This window comes from Agrobacterium sp. CG674 (genome assembly GCF_053521645.1).
In genome coordinates, this window is record NZ_JBNWDZ010000014.1 from 25,703 (window position 1) to 47,171 (window position 21,469).

General features: G+C 54.6%; 16 protein-coding genes and 2 pseudogenes. 10 read left to right on the forward strand and 8 right to left on the reverse strand.

Features of this window, described 5'->3' with window-relative positions; translation table 11 throughout:
• Positions 1-65: 65 nt before the first annotated feature.
• From ACQZ51_RS22520 to ACQZ51_RS22530, 3 genes are read right to left on the reverse strand one after another with little or no spacing between them, the layout of a single operon-like run.
• A complete protein-coding gene (locus ACQZ51_RS22520; protein ID WP_448780726.1) occupies positions 66-869 on the reverse strand; it encodes an SDR family oxidoreductase in 804 nt (267 codons plus the stop codon).
• Positions 838-2,241, reverse strand: coding sequence for an aminotransferase class I/II-fold pyridoxal phosphate-dependent enzyme (locus ACQZ51_RS22525; RefSeq protein ID WP_448780728.1), 1,404 nt, complete (start codon positions 2,239-2,241; stop codon positions 838-840). The genes ACQZ51_RS22520 and ACQZ51_RS22525 overlap by 32 nt, the downstream gene beginning before the upstream one ends.
• Positions 2,238-9,662, reverse strand: a complete 7,425-nt coding sequence (locus tag ACQZ51_RS22530) for a type I polyketide synthase (RefSeq protein ID WP_448780730.1) — start codon at positions 9,660-9,662, stop codon at positions 2,238-2,240. Before ACQZ51_RS22530 ends, ACQZ51_RS22525 begins: the two co-directional genes overlap by 4 nt.
• A gap of 546 nt (positions 9,663-10,208) precedes the next feature.
• Between ACQZ51_RS22530 and ACQZ51_RS22535 the strand changes: the two are divergent.
• Positions 10,209-10,494: pseudogene (locus ACQZ51_RS22535) on the forward strand (IS3 family transposase); the annotation flags it as partial.
• Positions 10,495-11,031: 537 nt separating this feature from the next.
• Here ACQZ51_RS22535 and ACQZ51_RS22540 read toward each other — a convergent pair.
• Complete coding sequence (locus ACQZ51_RS22540; protein WP_448780732.1) at positions 11,032-11,259, reverse strand: DUF6894 family protein; 228 nt, start codon at positions 11,257-11,259, stop codon at positions 11,032-11,034.
• Between the two features lie 785 nt (positions 11,260-12,044).
• A complete protein-coding gene (locus ACQZ51_RS22545; RefSeq protein WP_448780733.1) occupies positions 12,045-12,266 on the reverse strand; it encodes a hypothetical protein in 222 nt (73 codons plus the stop codon).
• A 197-nt stretch (positions 12,267-12,463) separates the two neighbouring features.
• Between ACQZ51_RS22545 and ACQZ51_RS22550 the strand changes: the two genes are divergently transcribed.
• The gene (locus ACQZ51_RS22550) at positions 12,464-12,664 is read left to right on the forward strand and encodes a hypothetical protein (protein WP_448780735.1); all 201 of its coding nucleotides are present in this window, start codon (positions 12,464-12,466) and stop codon (positions 12,662-12,664) included.
• Between the two features lie 404 nt (positions 12,665-13,068).
• Here the strand turns inward: ACQZ51_RS22550 and ACQZ51_RS22555 are convergent, their stop codons facing one another.
• Positions 13,069-13,278 (reverse strand): hypothetical protein, encoded by a 210-nt coding sequence (locus ACQZ51_RS22555; protein ID WP_448780736.1) that lies wholly within the window; start codon positions 13,276-13,278, stop codon positions 13,069-13,071.
• A gap of 465 nt (positions 13,279-13,743) precedes the next feature.
• Between ACQZ51_RS22555 and ACQZ51_RS22560 the strand changes: the two genes are divergently transcribed.
• From ACQZ51_RS22560 to ACQZ51_RS22570, 3 genes are read left to right on the forward strand one after another with little or no spacing between them, the layout of a single operon-like run.
• Positions 13,744-14,403 (forward strand): nutrient deprivation-induced protein, encoded by a 660-nt coding sequence (locus tag ACQZ51_RS22560; RefSeq protein WP_448780738.1) that lies wholly within the window; start codon positions 13,744-13,746, stop codon positions 14,401-14,403.
• The gene (locus ACQZ51_RS22565; protein ID WP_448780739.1) at positions 14,396-14,812 is read left to right on the forward strand and encodes a phage holin family protein; all 417 of its coding nucleotides are present in this window, start codon (positions 14,396-14,398) and stop codon (positions 14,810-14,812) included. Before ACQZ51_RS22560 ends, ACQZ51_RS22565 begins: the two co-directional genes overlap by 8 nt.
• Positions 14,812-15,774 carry a DUF3618 domain-containing protein gene (locus tag ACQZ51_RS22570; RefSeq protein WP_448780741.1) on the forward strand — a complete coding sequence of 321 codons (963 nt, stop codon included), beginning with the start codon at positions 14,812-14,814 and terminating at the stop codon, positions 15,772-15,774. The genes ACQZ51_RS22565 and ACQZ51_RS22570 overlap by 1 nt, the downstream gene beginning before the upstream one ends.
• A 125-nt stretch (positions 15,775-15,899) precedes the next feature.
• Here the strand turns inward: ACQZ51_RS22570 and ACQZ51_RS22575 are convergent, their stop codons facing one another.
• A complete protein-coding gene (locus ACQZ51_RS22575) occupies positions 15,900-16,307 on the reverse strand; it encodes an alpha/beta fold hydrolase (RefSeq protein ID WP_448780742.1) in 408 nt (135 codons plus the stop codon).
• Between the two features lie 252 nt (positions 16,308-16,559).
• Here ACQZ51_RS22575 and ACQZ51_RS22580 point away from each other — a divergent pair, with 252 nt between their 5' ends.
• The 3 genes and pseudogenes from ACQZ51_RS22580 to ACQZ51_RS22590 all read left to right on the forward strand — a co-directional run.
• A complete protein-coding gene (locus ACQZ51_RS22580; protein WP_448780744.1) occupies positions 16,560-16,856 on the forward strand; it encodes a DUF982 domain-containing protein in 297 nt (98 codons plus the stop codon).
• A gap of 54 nt (positions 16,857-16,910) precedes the next feature.
• Positions 16,911-17,102, forward strand: a complete 192-nt coding sequence (locus ACQZ51_RS22585; RefSeq protein WP_448780746.1) for a hypothetical protein — start codon at positions 16,911-16,913, stop codon at positions 17,100-17,102.
• Positions 17,103-17,117: 15 nt separating this feature from the next.
• Positions 17,118-18,043 (forward strand): annotated as a pseudogene (locus ACQZ51_RS22590) (pyruvate oxidase); the annotation flags it as partial.
• Here ACQZ51_RS22590 and ACQZ51_RS22595 read toward each other — a convergent pair.
• On the reverse strand, positions 18,042-19,406 hold the full coding sequence (locus ACQZ51_RS22595) for an MmgE/PrpD family protein (RefSeq protein WP_448780747.1): 1,365 nt from the start codon (positions 19,404-19,406) through the stop codon (positions 18,042-18,044). The pseudogene ACQZ51_RS22590 and the gene ACQZ51_RS22595 overlap by 2 nt on opposite strands.
• A gap of 117 nt (positions 19,407-19,523) precedes the next feature.
• Here ACQZ51_RS22595 and ACQZ51_RS22600 point away from each other — a divergent pair, with 117 nt between their 5' ends.
• On the forward strand, positions 19,524-20,462 hold the full coding sequence (locus ACQZ51_RS22600; protein WP_448780749.1) for a LysR family transcriptional regulator: 939 nt from the start codon (positions 19,524-19,526) through the stop codon (positions 20,460-20,462).
• Between the two features lie 14 nt (positions 20,463-20,476).
• Complete coding sequence (locus ACQZ51_RS22605; protein WP_448780760.1) at positions 20,477-21,385, forward strand: LysR family transcriptional regulator; 909 nt, start codon at positions 20,477-20,479, stop codon at positions 21,383-21,385.
• Positions 21,386-21,469: the final 84 nt, after the last annotated feature.

Below are 21,469 nucleotides of genomic sequence, written 5' to 3' on the forward strand. Positions count from 1 at the left end.
AAAGTTGCTCGCATGTATGTCTTCGAGCCGCTCAACGGAATTCACAACCAGGAGGCGACACAAGCCTAGCTGCGTATCTTCCTGTAAAGGAACGGTTTTATGTAGGGGCCGAGCAGCGCAAGGGCTTTAAGTTGCCAGCCAAAGTGCACCTCTTTTTTTTGCTGGCGTATTCCGGCGAGCACGTATTTCGCTACCTTTTCCACAGGCCAGGGCTTTTCAGCTCCCATAATTTTTCTCGCCATCTCTGGCCGTTTGGGCAGTTCTGCGGCGAGCTGGGGCGTTATAGTATCAGGGGGGAAGCTTATGCCGATATGGACATCCTGCCCTGCTTCGCTGCGAAGACTTTCGGCGAAAGAAGCAAGTGCAGCCTTTGAAGCACAATAGGCGCTGTATCCGGGAATACCGATCAACGCAGCGCCCGACGAAATCATCATGATGCAGCCATGACCACGATCTTTCATGGCTGGATAGATGGCACGCACAGCATTGATTGTGCCAAAGAAATTGGTCTCGATCTGTTCGTGAAATTGTACCGACGTTGTTTCGGTAAACAAGGCTGGCTCGACAACACCAGCAGAAGTAATGAGCACGTCGCAAGCGCCAAAGCGTTCTACAGAGGTGGTGATCGCGGCTTTGATTGCGAGCTCATCTTTAACGTCTGCACAAACGGCGTGAGCGCTTCCCCCTTCAACCATCTGTAACGCTTTCAACGCGTTATCCAAACGTTCGGAATTACGGGCAATGATGGAGACGTTGTGCCCCTCAGCGACTGCCATCTGCCCTATCGCCAGGCCAATTCCGCTTGATCCTCCAGTTATGATGAAATGCACATTGTCCTCAGCCAGCCACGAGGGATCGTTGCAGGGCATCTAGATCGAGAGATCCAGTGCCGACATTCTGGTCGATGAGCTCTTTGAGGAGCGTCGCGGTTTTTTCAACCGTCATCTGAATCTGGATGTCTGTGTGGCCGCAGGTGAGGAAGAACCGTATCCTGGCGAGGCGTTCGGGCACTGCAGGATGAATAATGGGAAGGGCATTTATTCCTTCAGCAAAAAGCCGATTGCTGAGTTCCACCGCACGCAGTGAATCGCCCACAATAACGGGCACCACGGAATGACCGCCGCTCGTGCCGGTATCGAGGCCTCTCTTCCGGGCCAATTCAAGAAAAAGCCTTCCGTTTTGATTGATCTTTTCAACGCGCTGTGGACGCTGGCGCAAAAGCGATAGGCTAGCCAATGCAGCTGCCGCAAGGGGAGGAGCAAGCCCTACACTATAGACGAAACCTCCTGCCTTGGCTTTCAGGATTTCAATGAGCGCCGCACTTCCCGCTATATAGCCACCGCAGCTGGATGACGTTTTTGAAAGCGTGCCCATCCATATATCGATCTCGCGCGGGTCGATATCAAAATGCTCAAAGGTGCCCCGCCCTGTTGCACCGAGCACACCAAGAGCATGCGCTTCATCGACCATCAACCAGAAAGCGTGCTTTCTGCGGAGTTCAACGATGGCCCTGAGATCGGCGACATCGCCGTCCATGGAGTAAATACCTTCAACGATCACAAGGATATTCTGGTAAGAACCCCTCGCATTCGTGAGAACGCGCTCGAGGTCGACAATGTCATTATGCTTGAAACTCAGTCGTTTGGCACCTGACAGTTGCACGCCCACAAGCGCGCTGTTGTGAATGAACTCATCATGGATAACGAGATCTTGTGCCCCCATGAGGCAGCTGATTGCCGTGATATTGGTCAGATAGCCACTGACGAAACAAACAGCCGCATCAACTCCATAGTTTTCGGCAACCGCCTTCTCCAAATCCTGGTGCAGGGGTCGTTCGCCCGCTACCAGTCTGCTGGCCGATGCCGAAATGCCGTAGCGGTCTATCGCCGCTTTAGCCGCAGCGTGAACCTCCAGATCGGTGTTTGTCTCCAGATAGTCGTAAGAGGCAAAATTGACGAGCCTGCGCCCATCGATCAGTGTTTCGGCACCGGCGGCTGAAGCGTGCGCCCGATAGAATGGATTTTCAATTCCAGCGAAGCTCGCAATGCGTTTTTGGAGTTGGATGGTTTTATAGGACGACAAATCTTCAAAGCGGGTAGGAGCGACCCGGCGCGTTGGTTCAATCGCTCTCTCGGCTCTTTTCCCAGCGGCTTGTCCACGCTGCTGCTTGAGCTTCTCCATCATATCCGATGACAGAAGCGAGCCTTCTGGTCTGCTAGCGGCACGATCACTTGGGCTCATTCGACATCCACCAGTGCTTTGGGATCAAGATGTTTCATCTTCAGGTCGGACAGCAATTCCGTGACGTCGTCATCGGCAGGACCATCCAGAGAAAGACGATTGTGCAACTTCTCGCGCAGTTTGACAACGAGGTCACCGACGGTCGTGCCATCAGAAATTGCGCTTAAGGGGAGATCGATGCCAGTCTTCTGCTCGAAACTTGTGCCGAGTTCCATCGCCATCAGGCTGTCCAGACCGATATCCCTCAGTCCTTTCTCTCGGGTGATACTGGTTTCAGCCACCCGCAAGATAGATGAGAGCTCGGCAGCAATGAGCGTGTGTAGAATCTCGTCGGCTTCATCGGCCGCTTTGCCAACGATCATCGCATGGATGTCCAATTGCTCACCGGGCGCTGCCTGCTGTGACATTTTGCTGATGCCGATGGTTGAGAAGAGTGGTTTCTTGACGATCTCCAAGCCGACTGCGGCCGACCAGTCAATATCTGCAATGACCACCATGCCATCATTGTTCTTAGACGGCACGCTCGACATATAGTCTTCGACGAAACGGAGTGCATCTTTGGCCTTCATTGCCGACTTGCCGATACGCTTGGACAATAATTCATTGACCTCTGCATTTCGGGCAAGAAACCCGGCATCTGCTATAGCCCCGAACCCGACTGCAAGAGCGGGTTTTCCGCGTTGCCGGCGCAGGCGGGCAAGCCCTTCGAGATAGCCGTTTGCCGCAACGTAATTCGATTGTCCAGGATTTCCAACCATCGTGGTGGCGGATGAAAAAAGCAGGAAGAGATCGAGGTCATCCTGTTCAGTCAACTTATCGAGGAGTGCTGCACCCCCGACCTTTGTATGAATAACCGGCGCATTTCGCTCTGGCGTCAGGTTCGCAATCAAGGCATCATCCAAGACCATGGCCGCGTGAAGAATGCCCTTGATGGGCCCTATCTTGCGCAATTGCGCCAGAATATCCGCTAGCTGATGTTCGTTCGTGACATCGCACCGATGGATTGAAGCCGCCACGCCGTGACGTTTCCACTGCTCAATCGCGCGTTCTGTCGCGGCATCGGACACGCCGCTGCGGGTCGCAAGTGCGATATAAGACGCGCCTTTCGCTGCAAGCCAGGTTGCGGCCTCCAGCCCGAAGCCACCAACCCCGCCAACGACGAGGTAAACGCCTGATGACATTTTCAGTGCGCCTTGGCTCTGTGGCAAGACCGGATCCTTGCCTTTTTCAGGCGGCGTCACGATGATCTTGCCGATATGCCCCGAGCTTTGCATCAGGCGGAAAGCGGCTGAAATTTCGTCATAGCTAAAGATACGATATGGCAACGGTTTCAAAAGGTTTTCAGCAAAGAGACGTGCGAGCTCTTCAAATATCCGCTTGGCCGTGTCAGGCACTTCGACCAGAAGCTGGTCGGCGTCGATGCCAAAATAGGAAATGTTGTTGCGGAAAGGCCGAAGACCAATCTTGCTGTCGCCGTAGTAGTCACGCTTTCCAAGTTCCAGAAAGCGACCGAATGGCTTCAGCAGTTCAAGGCTCCGTTCCATGGCTTCCTGAAACAGGGAATTGAGAACGACATCAACGCCCACCCCATTGGTGACATCCATGACATCATTGACGAAATCGAGAGAACGGGAATCAAAGACGTGGTCAGCACCCAATGTTGCAACAAGGTTGCGCTTTTCGTCCGTTCCTGCCGTCGCGATGACGGTCGCGCCGGTCAACTTAGCTATTTGCAGCGCTGCAAGCCCCACACCGCCCGCCGCGCCATGGATGAGAACTGTCTCGCCCGCGCGAAGGCGCCCCAGATCCAATAGTGCGTAATATGCGGTGAGGAATGTGACGGGGAGTGTGGCGGCTTCGACCATGTCCATATTATCCGGAACACGCGTCACGCCTTCTGCCGCGACGACGACATTGGTCGAGAACGCGTCAGGGCCAATCCCCATGACACGATCACCTGGTCCAAGGTCGCCGACATTCTTACCAACCGATAGAATGGTTCCGGAAAATTCCATGCCAATTGTCGCACCGGCAAAGCCACTCTCAAGCGCCTCCTCTGGAAGCACACCCATCGCCCACATCACATCGCGGAAATTCAGTCCGGTCGCAGCAACCTCGACGATGACCTCGCCGTCGCCAGGGACGCGGAGTGGAACCTGCTGCCATGCGAGTGTCTCGATCCGTCCGGGCGACGTCTGTGTGATGGATGCGGCCCGGTAGTCCAGGACAAGTTGGTCCTTGCCCTTCACAGGCCCTGGTACGGCGCGCAGGAACTGGAAAGTGCCCGACGGAGCGTCGTAGCATAGCTCGTTCTCACCCTTAGTGTTAAGGGACACTATGTCCTGGAAGCTGTCCTGAGACAAATGCTGATGAGCCATATCAACGGTAACGACTTCGATCTCGTCATACTCGTTTTGCAGCACGCGTGCGAAGGTCCAAATGCCACTCGAAACAGGGTTGATTACAGTGTCAGCGACGCTGGCACCGCCTGGAGCAATGACAAAAAGGCGACGCTTTCGAGCTTCCGTCGAGAGCGATGATTTCCGCAGCCCCTCCGCAATACGTCCGAGCAGGTAGGTATGATCCTGCAGTGACTGCGAGTGGGCCCCGCTTGGGACATCATCCAACACGTAAACAATGTCACTATGCCCATCAATCGCGCCTTCGACCCTCATCCAGCCATTTATAGACGAAGCATCGATGTGCACGTCCACCATATCGCTCGTATCGAAAGATGGTGTGCTGCTCCAACCAATCGAGATTAGGCTGGGCCTTGCAGTCTGTTCAGGTTGCTGATGTGATGCATGGTCCCCATAAGCGGTCAGGAACAGCAGCGAGCCCTCCGCGAAGTCATTGGAAACAATGGACGAAACAGCGAAGCCAACATTCTCTACCAGCTTTCGCATACCGTCAGGCGAGAGCATTTTACCGATCGGGAGATCAGACACCGCGGCTTGGTCAAACCAGTCTGGCTGCAAACCGAAAAGGAAGTCAGCGAGGACGCCGTACTGGTGCTCTACAACGAGTAATTCCGCACCCGAGGCGGCAATGTATTTCAGCGCCGCTCTCATGCTTTCATTGTCTTGAAGACGCGTGCAGAGATATCCACTTGCGCTCACCGCAAGATCAATCCTTCGTGGCAGTTCATCATCGACATCAACGACAGTAACATGAGGATTATGCGTGAAGGCAGTGCTCAGCACGCCTCGTACGTTCTCGTCGTCAGCAATTATGAAAAGCCGTGCGTTGTGCTGTTGCGCTAAGCCCGCGAGCTTTTGGCTGGTTGCTACAGACGTTGCGCCAATCTCCACGATGACGGCACCGGGCTCAGTTGCCGAAATGCGGGTCAGGTAGGCTGCGGTGAGACGATACGCTTCCTCTACCCGCTTTTTGGCTATTTTCAAACCGTTGCGGAAATGGTCGAGCGTTGCCTCCGAGGCTTGATTTACGCCCAAATCGGCTGCTTCGGCCTCAGCAGTGAGCGCTTGAAGTGCCTGCAAAACAAAGTGGTAGTTGTCGTTGATAAGTATAGCGGTCGCTGCGCCAGCGGGAAATTCCGCCATAACTTCGCGGATGATCTCAGTGAAGGGTGGCAATCCTGATTCATCCGCAAGCTGCCAACACCCCGCGTCAAATAGCGCCAAACCAGCATCTCCGAGGACCAGGAGGCAGTTGGCTACATAGGAGCGAAGAACAGGTCGCGACGCGAGAGCGTGGTGGTCGACCGTGCCGAAGGTGTCGAGCGCCTGCTTGGCAATGTCGTATGACGCGCGATAGACGGCCGCATCATGAAGAAGGACCTCTTCCCCAAAGTCAACACTTTCGTATTGGGGCAAAACATCAGGCAGAATTCTGTTTGACCCGCCTGACAGACGGCTTGTCACCTTTTCGAAATGGTAGGAAACTGTTTCCAGACTATGCTGGAGCTTCAGAAACGTCCGCCTGAAGCGGCAATCATCCAAGACAGCGACCAGCTCTCCCCGAGCGTCAAAAAGTTCAACACGGACTTTCAGAGAGTGCGTCGAAAAGCTTTGGATGTGAAGGTGGGCCGAACAGATATCCCCGGTGTTGGCGCGGAAGCGAACCGCACCAAATCTTACAGGAATATACGGAGCTCCCGACATGTCCCCCGTCAACTGCCCGAAAAGAGCAACAAGTCCGTGGAATGAGGCATCAACGGAAATCGGGTTGAGATTGTAAGAAAGATAGGGGTGAAATGGTTTGGCTGCCGGATGCAATTGCACCGACAGCACCCTCTTTGCGGATGAACTCTGGACGTTTTTCAGAAGATTGAACGAAGGGCCATAATCCAGACCGAACCGCCGCGCAGTTTCGTAGGCCTCATCGGTTCCAATCTCGGCGGCTGGCTCGTCCTCGCCAATAATCTCAATCCTGGCGGCCATCGTCTTGACCGATTTGCGAATTCTCGCAACTGCGTGAACGCTCCAATCGTCCTCGCTCATATATTCCCGCGAGCGTATTTCGATCTGACCTGTCTCAATGGAGACAATCGTCGACAGTTCGGTCAGTCGTGTCGCATGCAATTCCAGTGGACGGAAAATCTCCAGATTCATCAACTCGACGTCAGACGAACCCGACATCTGGCGCGCCGCCGTTATGGCAATCTCGATGAATGCACTTCCGGGAAGGATTGCCTTGCCGTCTACCACGTGCTCGGCAAGGTCTGGAAAAAGGTTGGAATCAATATGGTTTTTCCACGATGCCGACTTGGGGTCAGTGCGCCAGCCAAGCAGAGTGTATTTTTCAGAGCTTTGCCCGCGGCCGAATAGATTCACTTTGTCCGACGTTTCCGGCGCACGCAAAGTCTGATTTTCAAACGGAAGGGGCGGCAGGCTGGTGCCTGCGCTTCGAGGAATTCCAACTTCGAGTGCCCAAGGCGCCGCCCCCTTGGCAACGGCCTCCGCAACGATGTGCGGCATCGGGTTGTCGTTTCGTCCAGGCCGCGTGAGCGTTGGAACAATAGCGACAACAGATCCGTTCTGGCGGGCATTTTCCACAAGATAAGAAGAGAGGATGCTTCTTGGAGAGATCTCCATGAAGAGGTTGCAGCCCTCACTCATTGCCACGGCTACAGCGTCACTGAACCTGACCATATCCCTGACGTTCTTCCACCAATAGGCTGCGTCAAGCATCTCACCATTCAAAACCTCTCCGATTACACTTGAGACAAAAGTCGTCTCGCTTGCATTGGGTTTGTAATCGGGCAATTCCGCGAGGAACGCGCTTCGTTCGCGGTCAATCAACGAGTGGTGGAAAGGATAATCGATGTCCAGAATGTGGACCGAAACATGCGATTTGCGCGCAATCTCTCGATAGACTTTTATATCTTCCGCTGAGCCCGTGATCGTAACAGAAGCCAGGGTATTTATCGCGGCGAGTTCTATACCGTTCAAGCCATTTTTTTGAGCAAATTCGATGGCTTTTTCTGCAGGCAGCGATACCGCGGCCATTTTGCCTTCGCCAGCCAAAGCATGCTGATGACGGGAACGGACCGCAACGATGGCGACCGCATCCAAAAGCGACAAGATTCCGGCGCAATAAGCGGCTGCAATTTCTCCGACCGAGTGGCCGAGGACATGACTAGGCCGGATGTTTTTCGCTTGCAGCGTATCGGAAAGGCTTGCCTGGATAGCAAAAAGCAACGCTTGACCGATCCGAGTATCGGCGAGGTGCTCGGCAAGGGTTTCCGAGGACAGGAGCGGAACGAGATCCACATCCAACCAAGGCTTGAACGCGGAGCATATCTCGACAAGTCTGGCGGAGAATATGGTATCATGGCGATAGGCATCTTGCGCCATTCCAGCCCACTGACTTCCATTGCCAGCGAACACAAAGGCGACGCGCGTCTCATTATTGGGCGCTTCCCCTGCAAATCCTGCTGCCGATGGAAGACCTGCGAGGTGGGCTTCTATCTCGCGACAGACATGGTCAGGCGCGTTGTTCTCAACGGCGAAACGGTATTTGTGATGGGTACGATTGATGGCTGAAACGGCCACCATGTCTTCAAGATCGGGCCGGCCGCTTTTCAACTCCTCGACATAACTTGCAAGCAGCGCCTCAAGGGCTGACTCGGTGTGTGCGCTCACCATGAAGGGGCCGGTTGCGCTTTTCACTTCAGTCCCAGCATTGGCGGGATCAGAGATCACAAGATGCGCATTGGTGCCACCAAAACCAAATGAGTTAATGCCAGCGAGCCGGCGCTTTTCGCCACGCCGGATCTCACGCCCCACGCGGTTAACTTCGACATGAAGGCTCTCAAAATCGATATCTGAGCTTACTTCTTCGGCATGAAGTGACGCTGGTAGGAAGTCATGTTGCAACGATAGCATTGCTTTGATCAAGCCAAAAATGCCGGATGCGGGCTCAGAATGACCTATGTTGGACTTGACCGACCCCACCAGCAAGCGCTCACGGCGTCGTTGCCCCAGTTCGGTGCCAATAGCCCAAAGTTCAGCGGGATCACCGACCTTCGTGCCCGTGCCGTGACCTTCGATAAATGCGAGATCATTGGGGTCGAGTTGATTTCGGGCATATATGCTTTGCAGCAATTGTGCCTGCTTTTCTCCAGAAGGCAGCGAGATACCGTTGGTTCGCCCAGCAGAATTAAGTCCCGTTGCTACAACCGTCGCATAGCTACGATCGCTGTTTGCGGTTGCATTTGCCGTTGTTCTTAGAATGACAACCCCGCCACCTTCCGAACGCACATAACCCTGGCCGTTTTCACCGTAAGCACGGCACAAGCCCTCAGGCGACAACATCCGCGCCTGTGAAAACCCGATAAAGGAAAATGGATGAGCCAAAACATTGATGCCGCCGACAATCGCGGTATCGATTTCACCACTTTCCAGCGCTCGAACCGCATGATCCATCGCCACGAGAGAGGACGAACACGCTGTATCGATCGTCAGACTGGGACCGTTCAGACCGAATATATGTGAAATGCGATTCGAGATGATGGAAAGGGTGTTGCCCGTCATAAAATACGGTCCACCGGCTGCGGGATCCTCGACATAGGTATTGCCGGAGTCCAAGCTAGAGGCGCCAATATAGACACCAACGCGCTCATTCTGAACCATCTGGACCGTTAGAGACGCATCTTCAAACGCGCGCCACACGAGTTGAAGCAGCATCCGTTGCTGCGGATCCATATACATGGCCTCTCGCGCAGAGAGGCCAAATACAGTTGCATCGAAATCGTAAATATCGTCTACGACTCCCGCTGCGAACGTATAGGCTTTTCCCGGAACACCCTGGAGGGGATGCCAGAAACGAGCTTGACTCCACCGTTCCTGGGGAACACTCGAAATTACGCAGCGCTCGTCTCTTAAAAGCTGGAAAAGTTCTTCAACATTCCGAGCACCCGGAGTGCGCACTGAGCGGCCGATAATCTCAACTGACATACTTCGCTTTTCTCTCAATCTCAGATGGATTGAATGCTACAATTACATCATATTTTCAATGCATAATTTACTTTGGGTTGGTATCTAAGGCCATTCGCAAAGGCCACTCCATTCTATTTGCCTACATTGTCTTGCCTCGTGACCGAGGTTTGCAATGAGCATCATTCTTCATGGATAGCTGTCTCAACAAAAGGCAATGAAACGGTGTCAGCGCTGAAGCGCGGGAGATCAACACACTGCCGAGATAAGCTTGCGAAAATCTCTCATGCAACCCGACAGATGGGGGCGAGTTCCATGGCTTGGATGATTGGTTCAATGGTCCTAGCTTAGTCAAGTTCGGCAAAAGCTGCGTGGCATCCAGCTGAACGGCTGCATCTGAATCGAACCTGCTACCCTTCTGATCTTCTTCAGCCACCTGCACAATTATGACCACACACTGCAAAGAAAAGACTTTCGTCATTCTTGGACTTAAGGGTAGTCCTCCCGCGAAATAACGGCCTTCAAAAAGTAGAATTTTCTCGGGCTTGATGATCGAGGATATTTTTGATGAAGATGAGCAGGTTAAGCGAACCGCAACCCCTTGCCGTCCTTCGCCAAGCGGAAGGGTGTGGCCCTGTGCCCGAGATTTGGCGAAGACACGGGATGAGCATGCAGGCAGAACTGGTGAAAGAGGCTTTGGAAAGACAATCACACGGCCGTATCAACGCCGAGAGCCTTACCTCAAATGCAAGCGCTTGCCCGTCGGCCACGGGATGGCCGGGAACTCTGAAGCATTGCGTTTGCCTGCCGAACCTTCGCGGTCAGCGAGACCTGCTTTCGTTACCGCACCAAGCCTTTCTCGCACCGTCCGGCACGACTCGCTCGACCAGCACATTGTCGAAAGCACAGAGGAGGCACTGCAATTTGCCACGAAATTGCCATCGGCCCACAATCACGAACGTATACGTTCAGCCCGGTTGGCCAAAAGAAGGGCAGACACGGTGAAAACGACCTGATGAGGGAAGTTGTGCGTGCTGTACGCGACCGCGCGAAGATATTCCTGTTTCAGACCGTCGAGGCCTACGCCTGTCCATCAGGCATGATCCACCAAAAAAGCTGGACGAGATCCCGCCACATCCTGATCATATCCTCCCAAGCGGCGACCGCTTGTCCATATGCATAAATCGCCAAGAGTGTGACAGCGAACAAAAGCAGCCAGGGCCATATAAAACGCCCCCTCCTCTGTTGTTCCAGGCCATTATCTTTGAGACCATTTAATTGCAAATCTCATCTCCATCGGTCTACTAACCGCGAAATTACCCCGCGCCAGCACACAGCAACAGCTACTAAACTTTTTAGAAATAAAACTCTGAGACTGATTGGGATTTCTTTAATCGCTCGAAAATGACAGCTCGCCTGTATGAACCTTGGTGCCTTCACTATTCCTGACAGCAACCTTGATACTCACATTGCGGCTGACCGGAATTTCGTCCTTGGCAATATCAGATAAGATCCTACCAGCCTCATGTCGCACATGGTCTAGCGACTGCAACTCTTGTCCTTCGCTGTCGCGTTCCAGACCGTTACCGTTGGTGACGTCGAAATAATACCGGGCCATCGCTCCACCTATTCAATGGGTATTTGAACTCGCCGAAGCCGGTATCGTTCCTAAGGGATGTGCAGATGAACCTGAAAAGTCTATGCAGATCGCAGTCGGAGGGCGACTTACAACGGCGGGGACTTTGTTGACACGTTGCAGGGGAGAACATAATTAGCTCCGGTCGACTGTTCCCACCACATTCGGGCATTGGACTCTCAAAACGGAGATAAGAACGTGCGCCCGTAGAGCAGATCAGCGCGGCGTTGCGGAATGATACCGAGGTATATCATAATCGGTGCCAGCTTCGATTTTATCGATGCCTTCGAGACGAGAACGATCAAGTTTGAATAACCAGCCCCACGACAACTGGAGTAAGGGTAATGCAGATCGGCCCCACGCGGCGGCAATGCTCCGCGTGCGCAATGTTGAAAATGGTCTAAACCACCTCCTCTAAAGCTATGGTGCAGAAATTGACTGACCAAGATCTTAATAAGCCCAAACGCACGCAATCCAAGCCAGACTTCGATACATTGAAGTTGACCGTTACGAACCTTGAAGAAAAGCGGATGCGCGGAGACAGAGAGAAGACCAAGCTCCTCAAAGCGGCGAGAATTAAACAAAATGAAAGCGAATAGTCGTCCGCTTTAATGCGTCTTTAACGCCCTGGATGCACACGTAACCAGAGCGCGAAATTTGTGTCGTACGCGCCACTTTTACAGACATCGCAAGTGGGGCAGATTTCCAGCATCACGACTACGTCGTGAAAGCCTCAACATAAGTAGGCGACATCTCTGATGGTGCCGCTAGTCAGTGCTTTTCATCGCGACAAGGCGACGCGGCTTACCCTCCTCAATGACTGCGACTTGTCTAGGGACAGGCTTGCCGCGAACTTTCGCTTCCAGTGCGAATGTCAGCAAATTCAGTTCAGCTTCCGTGATCGCCCGGCAGGGGTTGGCGAAATTGCAACCGTCCACATCTAGCCTTGTGGCCGTTTCGTACATCATATGGAAAAAATACCTGGTCATTCCGCCTTCACAGACTCTCAATTCATGGGTGCCTAACCGCCGCGTCAGGCTGGGTTCCTGAATGAAAATATATTAGACGTCCTTATATTAGACTTAACTCTGCCGCCGAGGAGCATTTAGAACTCATTCTTCGTACGGTATCGTACCGAAATTCAGGCCGGCTTTAATATGGCGTCACGCTGCGTTAAGCAGGCCAGATGGCAGATGTGTTCGAACGAATCGAAGAAGTGCTTGGTGATGTGGTTGAGTTGTTCTCTTTGAACGACATCTGGACTGTGCGCGTAGTCGAAAATGGTTCCCTGCTAATGGCTGCATTCCCTCATGAAGCCGACGCAATTACCTATGCAGAGGCGCAGATAAGGCGGCTTGGCCTGACGAATTACATACGTCTTCGATAGGTGTCGCCGTTACTGAATTCGCTCTAGGATTGGGCGCCAGCTGCCGCCAGTCCTTCGAACAAAGGCAAGAAATGCCGTAAGTGCGATTTTAGTCTGCTCTTGTCCTCGAACTGCATCACTCGCGTGGTCTTGTTTTGGACGATGGTAGCCCAATATCGGATAGAACTACCAGACCATAAATCTTCAACCCTCGGCTTGACGAGGTCGCAAGCGCGGAGCTTGCTGTCGATGGTAACGTTAAAGAGCGCGTCAGTTCCTACAGCCAATCCTCCATCGGGCAGCAGGATCATACCACGTATTGTCGCTGCCCGGTCTGAAGGAGACATTAAGATGCGGAATTGGTCGGCTTAGCATCCGATAATCGAAGCGACGCGTGTTACCACCTTCTTTTTGCACAAGTTCCTTCAATGGAACAGCAGCGTAAAACCAGGCCCATATGCGTGGATCGTGCTTATCGACAGCACCCCACCGTTGGACATTTCAGCCTTCGCAGTGAGGCCTGAATCCTTATTGAGCGACAGCGATACTTCCGCCCGCTGGCGGTCACTGAGAAACGCTGGCCTCGTACCGCTGCCATCTCCATGATTGGAAGGTTCCTTTTCCTTATGTCTCATCCCTTGCTCTCCTATTCTGCCTTGGCCTTGATCCCGGAGTTTTGACCCGGAAACGCGGCGGCTATGCCGATGTTCCGCAGTTCTCAGCCAACATTACGGTAACGTTGTCTGCGGCTGGCGTTGCGCCCTCTTCCGGCTCGCCGCCCGCCGCGCCGGTCTGAGTTCTTCAATCGTCGGTTACCACCGGACGCTTACGGTTCAACGTCTCCATATTCTTCATGTATTCGGAATCAAGAGCGTAAGGCACGGCAACCTGCTCGCCTTTCTGCGGCCTGCTAAAGGTAGTCCGTTCATTTGGTATGGTTGTCCAACATATCTCTACATCATCGGTTCAAGAGTCACTACGGGCCGATCAACCCTTGGTTCTACTGTCCTAAACCGGCTCCGGCTAAAGTGTTGGCTCGGAACATTTCAAATTTTCCTTTGTTCGATCACCGGCTGCACATTGTTTCAAAGGAGATTCGCATGACATATGACAACAACAACTCTGCCGGAGGCTCGGGCTCCCCGTCAGATGCCCCGGTCGAGGATGGCTCCGCAAAGTTTGAGCGCGACACGACGACATCAGCCGATATCAAGCAGAAACTGTCAGACGACGTCAGCTCTGCCAAGGACTATGCGCGTGATAAGGTTTCTGAGGCGACCGATCAGGCAAAGGACGCAGCCGATCAACAAAAAAACGTCATAGCCGGCAAAATGAACGACGTAGCCATGGCCATCGAGAAGGTAGCGGACGAGCTCGAACAGGGCGATGATCGCGATATCGGCAAGCTGGCTCGCACGCTGGGCTCGACGATGAAGACCTTTTCCAATGATATGCAGGATCGCAGCCTGGGCGAGATGGCTGGCAAGGCGGAAGACTTCGGCCGTCAGCAACCCCTCGCTTTTCTCGGCCTCGCCGCAATCGCCGGCCTTGCCGCCAGCCGGTTCCTGACCGCGTCTGCAACGCATAACGCAACAACCACCTCCACCAAGCCGACGGGCCAACCCGCCAGGCAACCCATAGGACAGCCGGCCGATGTTGGCCCAGTTGATCCTGCACCCGCAGATCCGGCCTATGCCACCGCGCGTCCTGTAGTGTCCACAATGTCTGAAACCAGCCCGGAGGGCCGCATCAATGGCTAAAGCAACCGACGACAGATCGCTACCGGAACTCGTAACCGGCCTTGTCGGCGATATCTCAGGCCTGTTTCGTAATGAAATCAATCTCGCCAAGGCGGAGGCATCGGAAAAAATGGCGCGTGCCATGACCGGCGTCGAAGCCCTTGCTGCCGGAATGGTGCTGGCAATCTGCGCCGTTGGCGTTTTGTTGTCGGCGCTTGTGCAGGGGCTCACAGCCTTTCTGGTCATGCAGGGCATGTCGGAGCCAAATGCCGGTGCGCTCTCGGCCGTCGTGGTTGGACTTCTTGTCTTGCTGGTTGCCTGGGGCCTCATTTCGCGCGGGCTTAACACACTTCGGGGCGGCAGTCTCACGCTTGAACGCACATCGGCATCCCTTCAGCAGGATGCAAAGATCATAAAGGATAGAACGTGATGGCTTATACTTCTGATACGTCAAGTGCGGCTGATATCGAACGCGAAATCGCCGAAGACCGTCGCCGCATCGAAGACAGGCTCGATGCCATTCAGCAGCGCATGTCACCCGGCCAACTGGTCGATCAGGTCTTGACCTATGCAAAGACCTCCGGTGGCGGCGAATATGCCTCCAACCTCGGCGCGGCGGTCAAGAACAACCCGGTGCCCATGGCATTGGTCGGCGTTGGCCTCGCATGGCTGATGGCTGGACCGAAAACCAGCTTAGCATCCTATGCGCGCCATGAAGATGACATCCATGACTATCCGTTGGCAACCATTCAGGGAGATTTGCGTCGCTCAGGCCCTGTCACAATGGATAATGGCGAACGCTATAGCCATTTCACCGATGGTTCCGGCAGCCGCTACAAGGCGTTGACGGATGAGGCAGGCAAACGTGCTGGCCATTTCATGGATGAAAGCGGAAAGACCTTCCGCGGGTTTGTGGATGCCTCCGGTCGCCGTTATCACGACCTTCGAGATGAAGCCGGCAATCTCTTTGACGATGCTTCAGGCTGGGTCTCCGATACCTGGCAGGATGTGAAGCGTTCGGCCTGCGAGGCGGGCGATGCTATTGCGGATGCGAAGCAGAGTGCCATGGAAAGCGGCGCACAGCTCAACACGGCCATTCTGAAGCACTTCAGGGATCAGCCTCTGGTGGGTGGCGCACTCGCTTTTGCCGTGGGTGCTGCAATCGGTGCGGCCCTTCCGCACACCAAGACCGAAGACGACATGCTGGGCACCTCAGCCGATAACGTCAAATCCCGCGTTTCGGATGAGGCCGCAAAAGCCATGGACAAGGCCGAGCATGTTGCCACCAATGTTCGCGACAAGGCCGCGTCGGTCGCTGCCGAGGTTCATGATATCGCCCGCGATCGCATCATCGAAGGGGCTAGCTCGCCTGGGCACAACGCCCGTTCTTAAATTTCTCACAGCCTTGAAATGCTTGACCGGTGACGACCTTCTTGGCTGTCGTCGGTCAGGCCATAATGCCAGAATAGGTGTTTCTGCTGCCACAGGTCGTTGAATCACACGGTCTGCATAGCGACTTATTGCAACACGCTGCCGGTACCAGGAGCGACAGCGAGGCAGAGCAGCACCGTCGCCTGCTCCGGAGTCGGACGGCCAAATGGCGCGATCAGGACTAGACAACTCACCAGATCGGGACGGCGTTGCGCCAGAGGGATAGTCGCCGCGCAGCCGATGGGATGGCCGGTGATCGTCAGGCTGCCAAACCCAAGGGCGCCGGCCACTTCCTCAAGCCATAGGGACTGTGCCAACAGTCCTCTCTGCCCTTGCGGTAGCGGGTTGCTGAAACCACAGCCGGGCCGATCGGGCGCGACAATGTGGAGCCCCGTTTCCCGGAAGGAAGCTGGCATTTTCTGGGCAAGGCTTCCACAACCATAAAGCAGGACGATAGGCGGATCAGCGTCATCGCCGACTTTGAGGATATGCACTCTACGTCCGTTGACGACCTGATCGAAGCACCGAACCGGGGCTGGTGTCTATTTTAGTTTAATTGCTGGCGAACTGGGCCGTTAGGCTCCGATTCCGCCTTTGTGCGAAAGCGGACAACAGCCGGAGGCCAAGAAACAAACACGAACTGTCTTGCGTTTTTCGACATCGCGTCCAACCAGCCATTCCCTCTTGATGCCTAAAATCATGATGCCTAGATCATCGGCGCTGAACGCCACGAAAGGAGGAAGCTCATGGCATTTGAAACTTTTGACCGTCCGATTTACGCGCAGCGGAAGCACTTTATTCAGGAGATCGCCGTTCTCGACGATGTCTTCGATTTCCTCGACGAATGGCCGCAAAACAGCCGCGATATCGTCTATGAGGTCATAGTGGACGCCTGCAGGAAGGCGGCAAGCGGCCGACTCCCGGTCCAGGCTGTCGCGGAGAACTTTCGCCGGTTCCTCAAGAAGCACAACATGCTTGCTGACGTCAAAGAGGTCCCATCGCATCTGCGGCAGGCCCAGGACCGGAACGTTTCTGGCGTGTAGCTGATGAGACGGCGCGGAACTGTAGGCCCGCGGACCCTGGTTTTATTTGGGTAGATGCCAGCAAGACACAACCCGGAACTTTCGAAAGACAGCGTGGTTTACGCAGCAAGACCACCATGGAGCTGCGCCATCATTAATGCCGCTGATATCCTCGTCGAAACGCTGATCGCCTGGGAGGTTAAGGTCGTGTTCGGCCTTCCCGGCGACGGGATCAACGGGATTATGGAAGCGCTGCGCGAGCGGTAGGATCAGAGTAGCTTCGTGCAGTTACGTCACGAGGAATCCGCTGACTTTATGGCCTGTGCCTATGCAAAATTTACCGGAAACCTTGGCGTGTGCCTGGCCACATGGAAAACCTCGCCAGCCTTGCTTGTCGCTCCGCCCTGGCAAAACGCGGCGTAGCCCATCTCTCCATCGCCAGCGACACCCAGGAGATGGAAGCGCAATTGCGATCCACACGCAATCGGCCCAAGCACGTGCCTAACCGCTATTTTGCGGGTCGCCAGCTTCCGAACGACGGCGAACTGGATCGTGCGGCACCGATCCTGAACGGAGCTGGCAAGGTCGCCATTCTCGCCGGTCGCGGCGCTCACGAAGAACTTAAGGAGACGGCTGACCTGCTAGCGGCGCCTGTCGGAAAGGCGCTGCTGGGCCAAGCTGTGCTCGCGGATAGTGACCCCTACACCACCGGAGGGATTGGGATTCTCGGAACGGCCCCTTCACGGGCAATCGTGGAGAAATGCGACGCCCTCCTGATCGTCGGGTCGACCTTCCCTTACATCGAATATTATACAAAGCCGGATTCCGCCCGGGGCGTTCAGATCGACAGCGACCCGCAACGTATCGGCCTTCGCTTTCCGGTGGAGGCCGGTTTAGTGGGCGACGCCAAGGAAACGCTCCGGCTTCTCAACAGCCGACTGACACGGAAGCCGGACCGGTCGTTCCTCGAGCAAGCGCACTCGGCGATGGAGGACTGGCGTGGAAATATGGCCCTGATGGAGAACGATGAGAATGCTCCGTTGAAACCAGCAGCAGTCGTCCTTGCGTTCGGCCGACTGATCGCTCAGGATGGCGTTCTGGTCGCAGATTCTGGACAGAACACTGAGCTTGCGGCGCGACATATCGATCTCGGTATCGGAAATCAGTTTTCCGTCTCAGGGGCGCTTGCCTCCATGGTCTCTGGCCTCATCCAATCCTGTCCTTCCAATAAACTTGCTTCATCACATACTCCACAGAAAGTGCGCAATCGAGACGAGCTAAAGCAGAGTACCTATCTTCGTCCGGCAGCCGAACCCAAGCTATGCAATCAGCAAATTTCGACTGCCGTTCGGCTTCGGACATAGGGTCTGCGGACGACCCCTTGGCGTGAAGCCTCTCTTTCCAAAGCGTCCGCCCATCACCTAATGTGATCGTTACCTGATGCGCAATACGTTCAACTCCGCGCTCTTGTTCCGCGCTATAGGCTCTCATCGTAATTTTCGGCATATGATGCCGGATATCAGGTCTAAATATTGTGTCGCTCCTAAAATCCTCCAATGAAAGCTTGCCTTTAGCCAGAGCGGCAGCAAGACAATATTGCATCGAAAAACGTGCCTGCATCTCATCAGCAGGGTCTGGATAAGCCAGATTATCAACAGCAGACCGCCCCACTTTTGTGTCTATGCGATGCACGTCATCAAGCGAGAACCCATGCTCTTTCTGCAAATCCAGCGCGGCGTCGATAGCCCGATGTGTAGAAGCACAACATGGGTGAAGCTTCGTTACCAACCCTCGGGTTTCAATGACGTGGGTTTCGTCCAGGGAAAGCCCGTCCCATCCGGTTGAGTCTGCGCCTCCGAACAAATCCAGAAAACCTTGTGGTCGTTCCAGAATATCCAGTCGTCCAGTCATGCCCGCCTGCGCAAGACACGCGGCCTCCACCGCATTACGGGCTGCGATACCCGCGTGGAGTGGCTTCACAGATGTTCCGAACTGACCTTTCGGGCCTGATGCAAGGCTGACGGCGATACTCATCGCCTGGGCTGCACACCCGTCATCAAGACCAAAAAGGACGGCCACGCCAGCCGCCGTACCAATGCAGCCGACAGTGGAGGTGCCGTGCCAACCCCTGTTGTAATGGGAAGGGTTGACGCCGAAACCAACGGCGGCCTGCGCTTCGAGACCGGCGAGATAGGCGCGGATAAGCTGTTTACCGGAAACGGAACTGTCCGCCGATGCGATTGCCAGCAAAGCAGGCACAAGAACGGCGGACGCGTGCGCACGGGCCGGGTGAAAGTTATCGTCGAAATCCAGACAATGGGCCGCGGTCCCATTGACCAAGGCCGCAATAGACGGTGATGCCCTTCCGCCGGTGATTAACGCGGAGGCTCCGTTTGGACCAATGTCTTTGGAAAATGCCGCCGCGACAGAGCGAGGTGCCGGATCGGTGCCTCCAGCGATCATGCACCCCATCGTATCAACTATAGCCTTTTGCGCACGCATGGTGGAGCCTTCAGAGAAGTGCTTTCTTGAAACCACATGTGTTGCGATTTTTTCCAGAACTGTTGCCATTGCCTTTTACCCCTGCCAAGTCTTTGCTCTTGGCTGTATCATTGGAAGGCCTGGTTCAAGCGTGCAATCTTATGCAGTTTACGGGTGATCCTATTTGTTTTTTGGGGGGAGAGATTGATGGGGGACAACAAGATAGCCATCAGCGTCAAGCATATTCATGCCTATGACGCGATTGCCGCTACGGGTTCGACCATAGCTGCCGCCGCTGAGCTTGGGATTTCTCAGTCGAATGCCAGCCGGCTTCTCCACCAGCTTGAGCTTTATCTTGGAGTACGGTTGTTTGAGCGGGATAAAAACCGGCTTTCCATGACGCGTGAAGGCTTAGCCCTGGGACCGGAAATCAGAGTGATTTCGGATCGGCTGACAGCATTGAAAGTGACGGCGCGGGAGCTTGAAAATGGTCATTCGCTGGAAATTCCGTTACGGCTCGCGTTTCCGGCCAGCCTTTCGGTGACGCTCATCCCGCGTTTGATCAAACGCTTTCTAACGGAGAGCGGGCCGGTCAGGATCGAGGTGGCATCGGGTAATTATGTAGCAATCGAGCGGATGATCGCTGATGGCCAGGCGGATATTGGCTTCACCCGCCTACCTTCAGCGACACCGGGGTTACGCGAGGAAGATGTGCTGCCCTCTCGCAATATCTGCGTCATGCATCCGGACCACGGACTAGCGAAGAGCAAAACACTGACCGTGCCCGACCTCAAATCGCACGATCTGATCCTGTTGAATCGCGAGAGGCCTGTACGCCATGAACTGGAAGCGCTGTTCTATAAACAGGGATTGCGGCAGCGCCCGGCCATCGAGGCACATTCGGTCGGTTGTGCCTGCGCGCTCGCGGCCGCGGGGCTGGGTGTTGCCATTGTCAGCGAACTGCTGGCGCGTGAATATAGCGCCATGCCGCTTGTTTTCGTACCGCTTGAACCAGCGCTTGTCGTGAATTACGCAATCGTCGGCTCCGAACAAACGCCGCTACCGAAATCGGCTGCACCATTCTTGCGGTATCTTAGGGAATGGTATGAGAGGCAGGATATTAGTGCACGACCGAGCGGACGATAGGGCAATTACAGATGATCAATTTTAGGCAATTGGAAGTTCTGAAGACCCTGCTTGCCACAGGATCGACGATTGCGACGGCCAAAAGTATGGGGCTTAGTCAGTCCGGTGTCAGCCGTCTTTTGCAACAGCTCGAGTCAGATCTTTCGTTGAGGCTGTTCGACCGCGACAAGGGTCGGCTCATTCCAACGCCGGAGGCCAGCATTCTGGCGCGTGATGCAGAAACAGTCCTGCTAGGGTTAAACCGCTTCTCGAGCCTTGCTGAGGATCTGCGCAGTGGTGCTACCGGGCCGGAGCTGGTGCGTATCGGCCTGCCCAGCAGCATGTGGGAAAACTTTGCACCGGCGATGTTGCTCGAATATGCCAGCGAATATCCCACCGTCCGGATCGAAACGTTTTTCGAAACGACCTCCAGCATCGCAAGGCTTGTAGAGCAGAAGGTCATCGATTTCGGGTTTCTTCGTTACGAGGATCAGCTAGGCCCGGGCATCGACATGGAAAAGGTGGCTACGGGATCGAGCGTCTGCGTCATCCCCGAGGATCATCCGATGGTAAGCGCGACCGAAATTACGGCCAAGGACCTGCGCGGCGAGCCGCTCATACTGATTGGTCGTCAGAGACCGAACCGCATGTTGCTTGACCAAGCGTTCAAACGTGCGGGTGTGAAGCAAAACGTCAAGATCGAAACACATACCAATAGTTCGGCATGCTCCTATGCTGCTCACGGCTTGGGCATCGCTATCCTGAGTAGTTTTTTTGCCAATCTTTATCGGCACCTGCCCGTCGTGCAGCGACCCTTTATTCCTGCGTCGAAACAGGAGTTCGGATTGGCCACTCCGTCCGGCACCTCTTCATCGCTTGCTGCAAGGGCGCTCATGGACGCGCTGAAGCGACAAATCGTCATTTCCCAAAAAGATACAACCTAACAAGACCTTAAAGGTTTTTGATCCTTACGCGTCTGACGAGACGCAGCGCACGATATGCATAAAGCTATGATGAAAATGCATAAT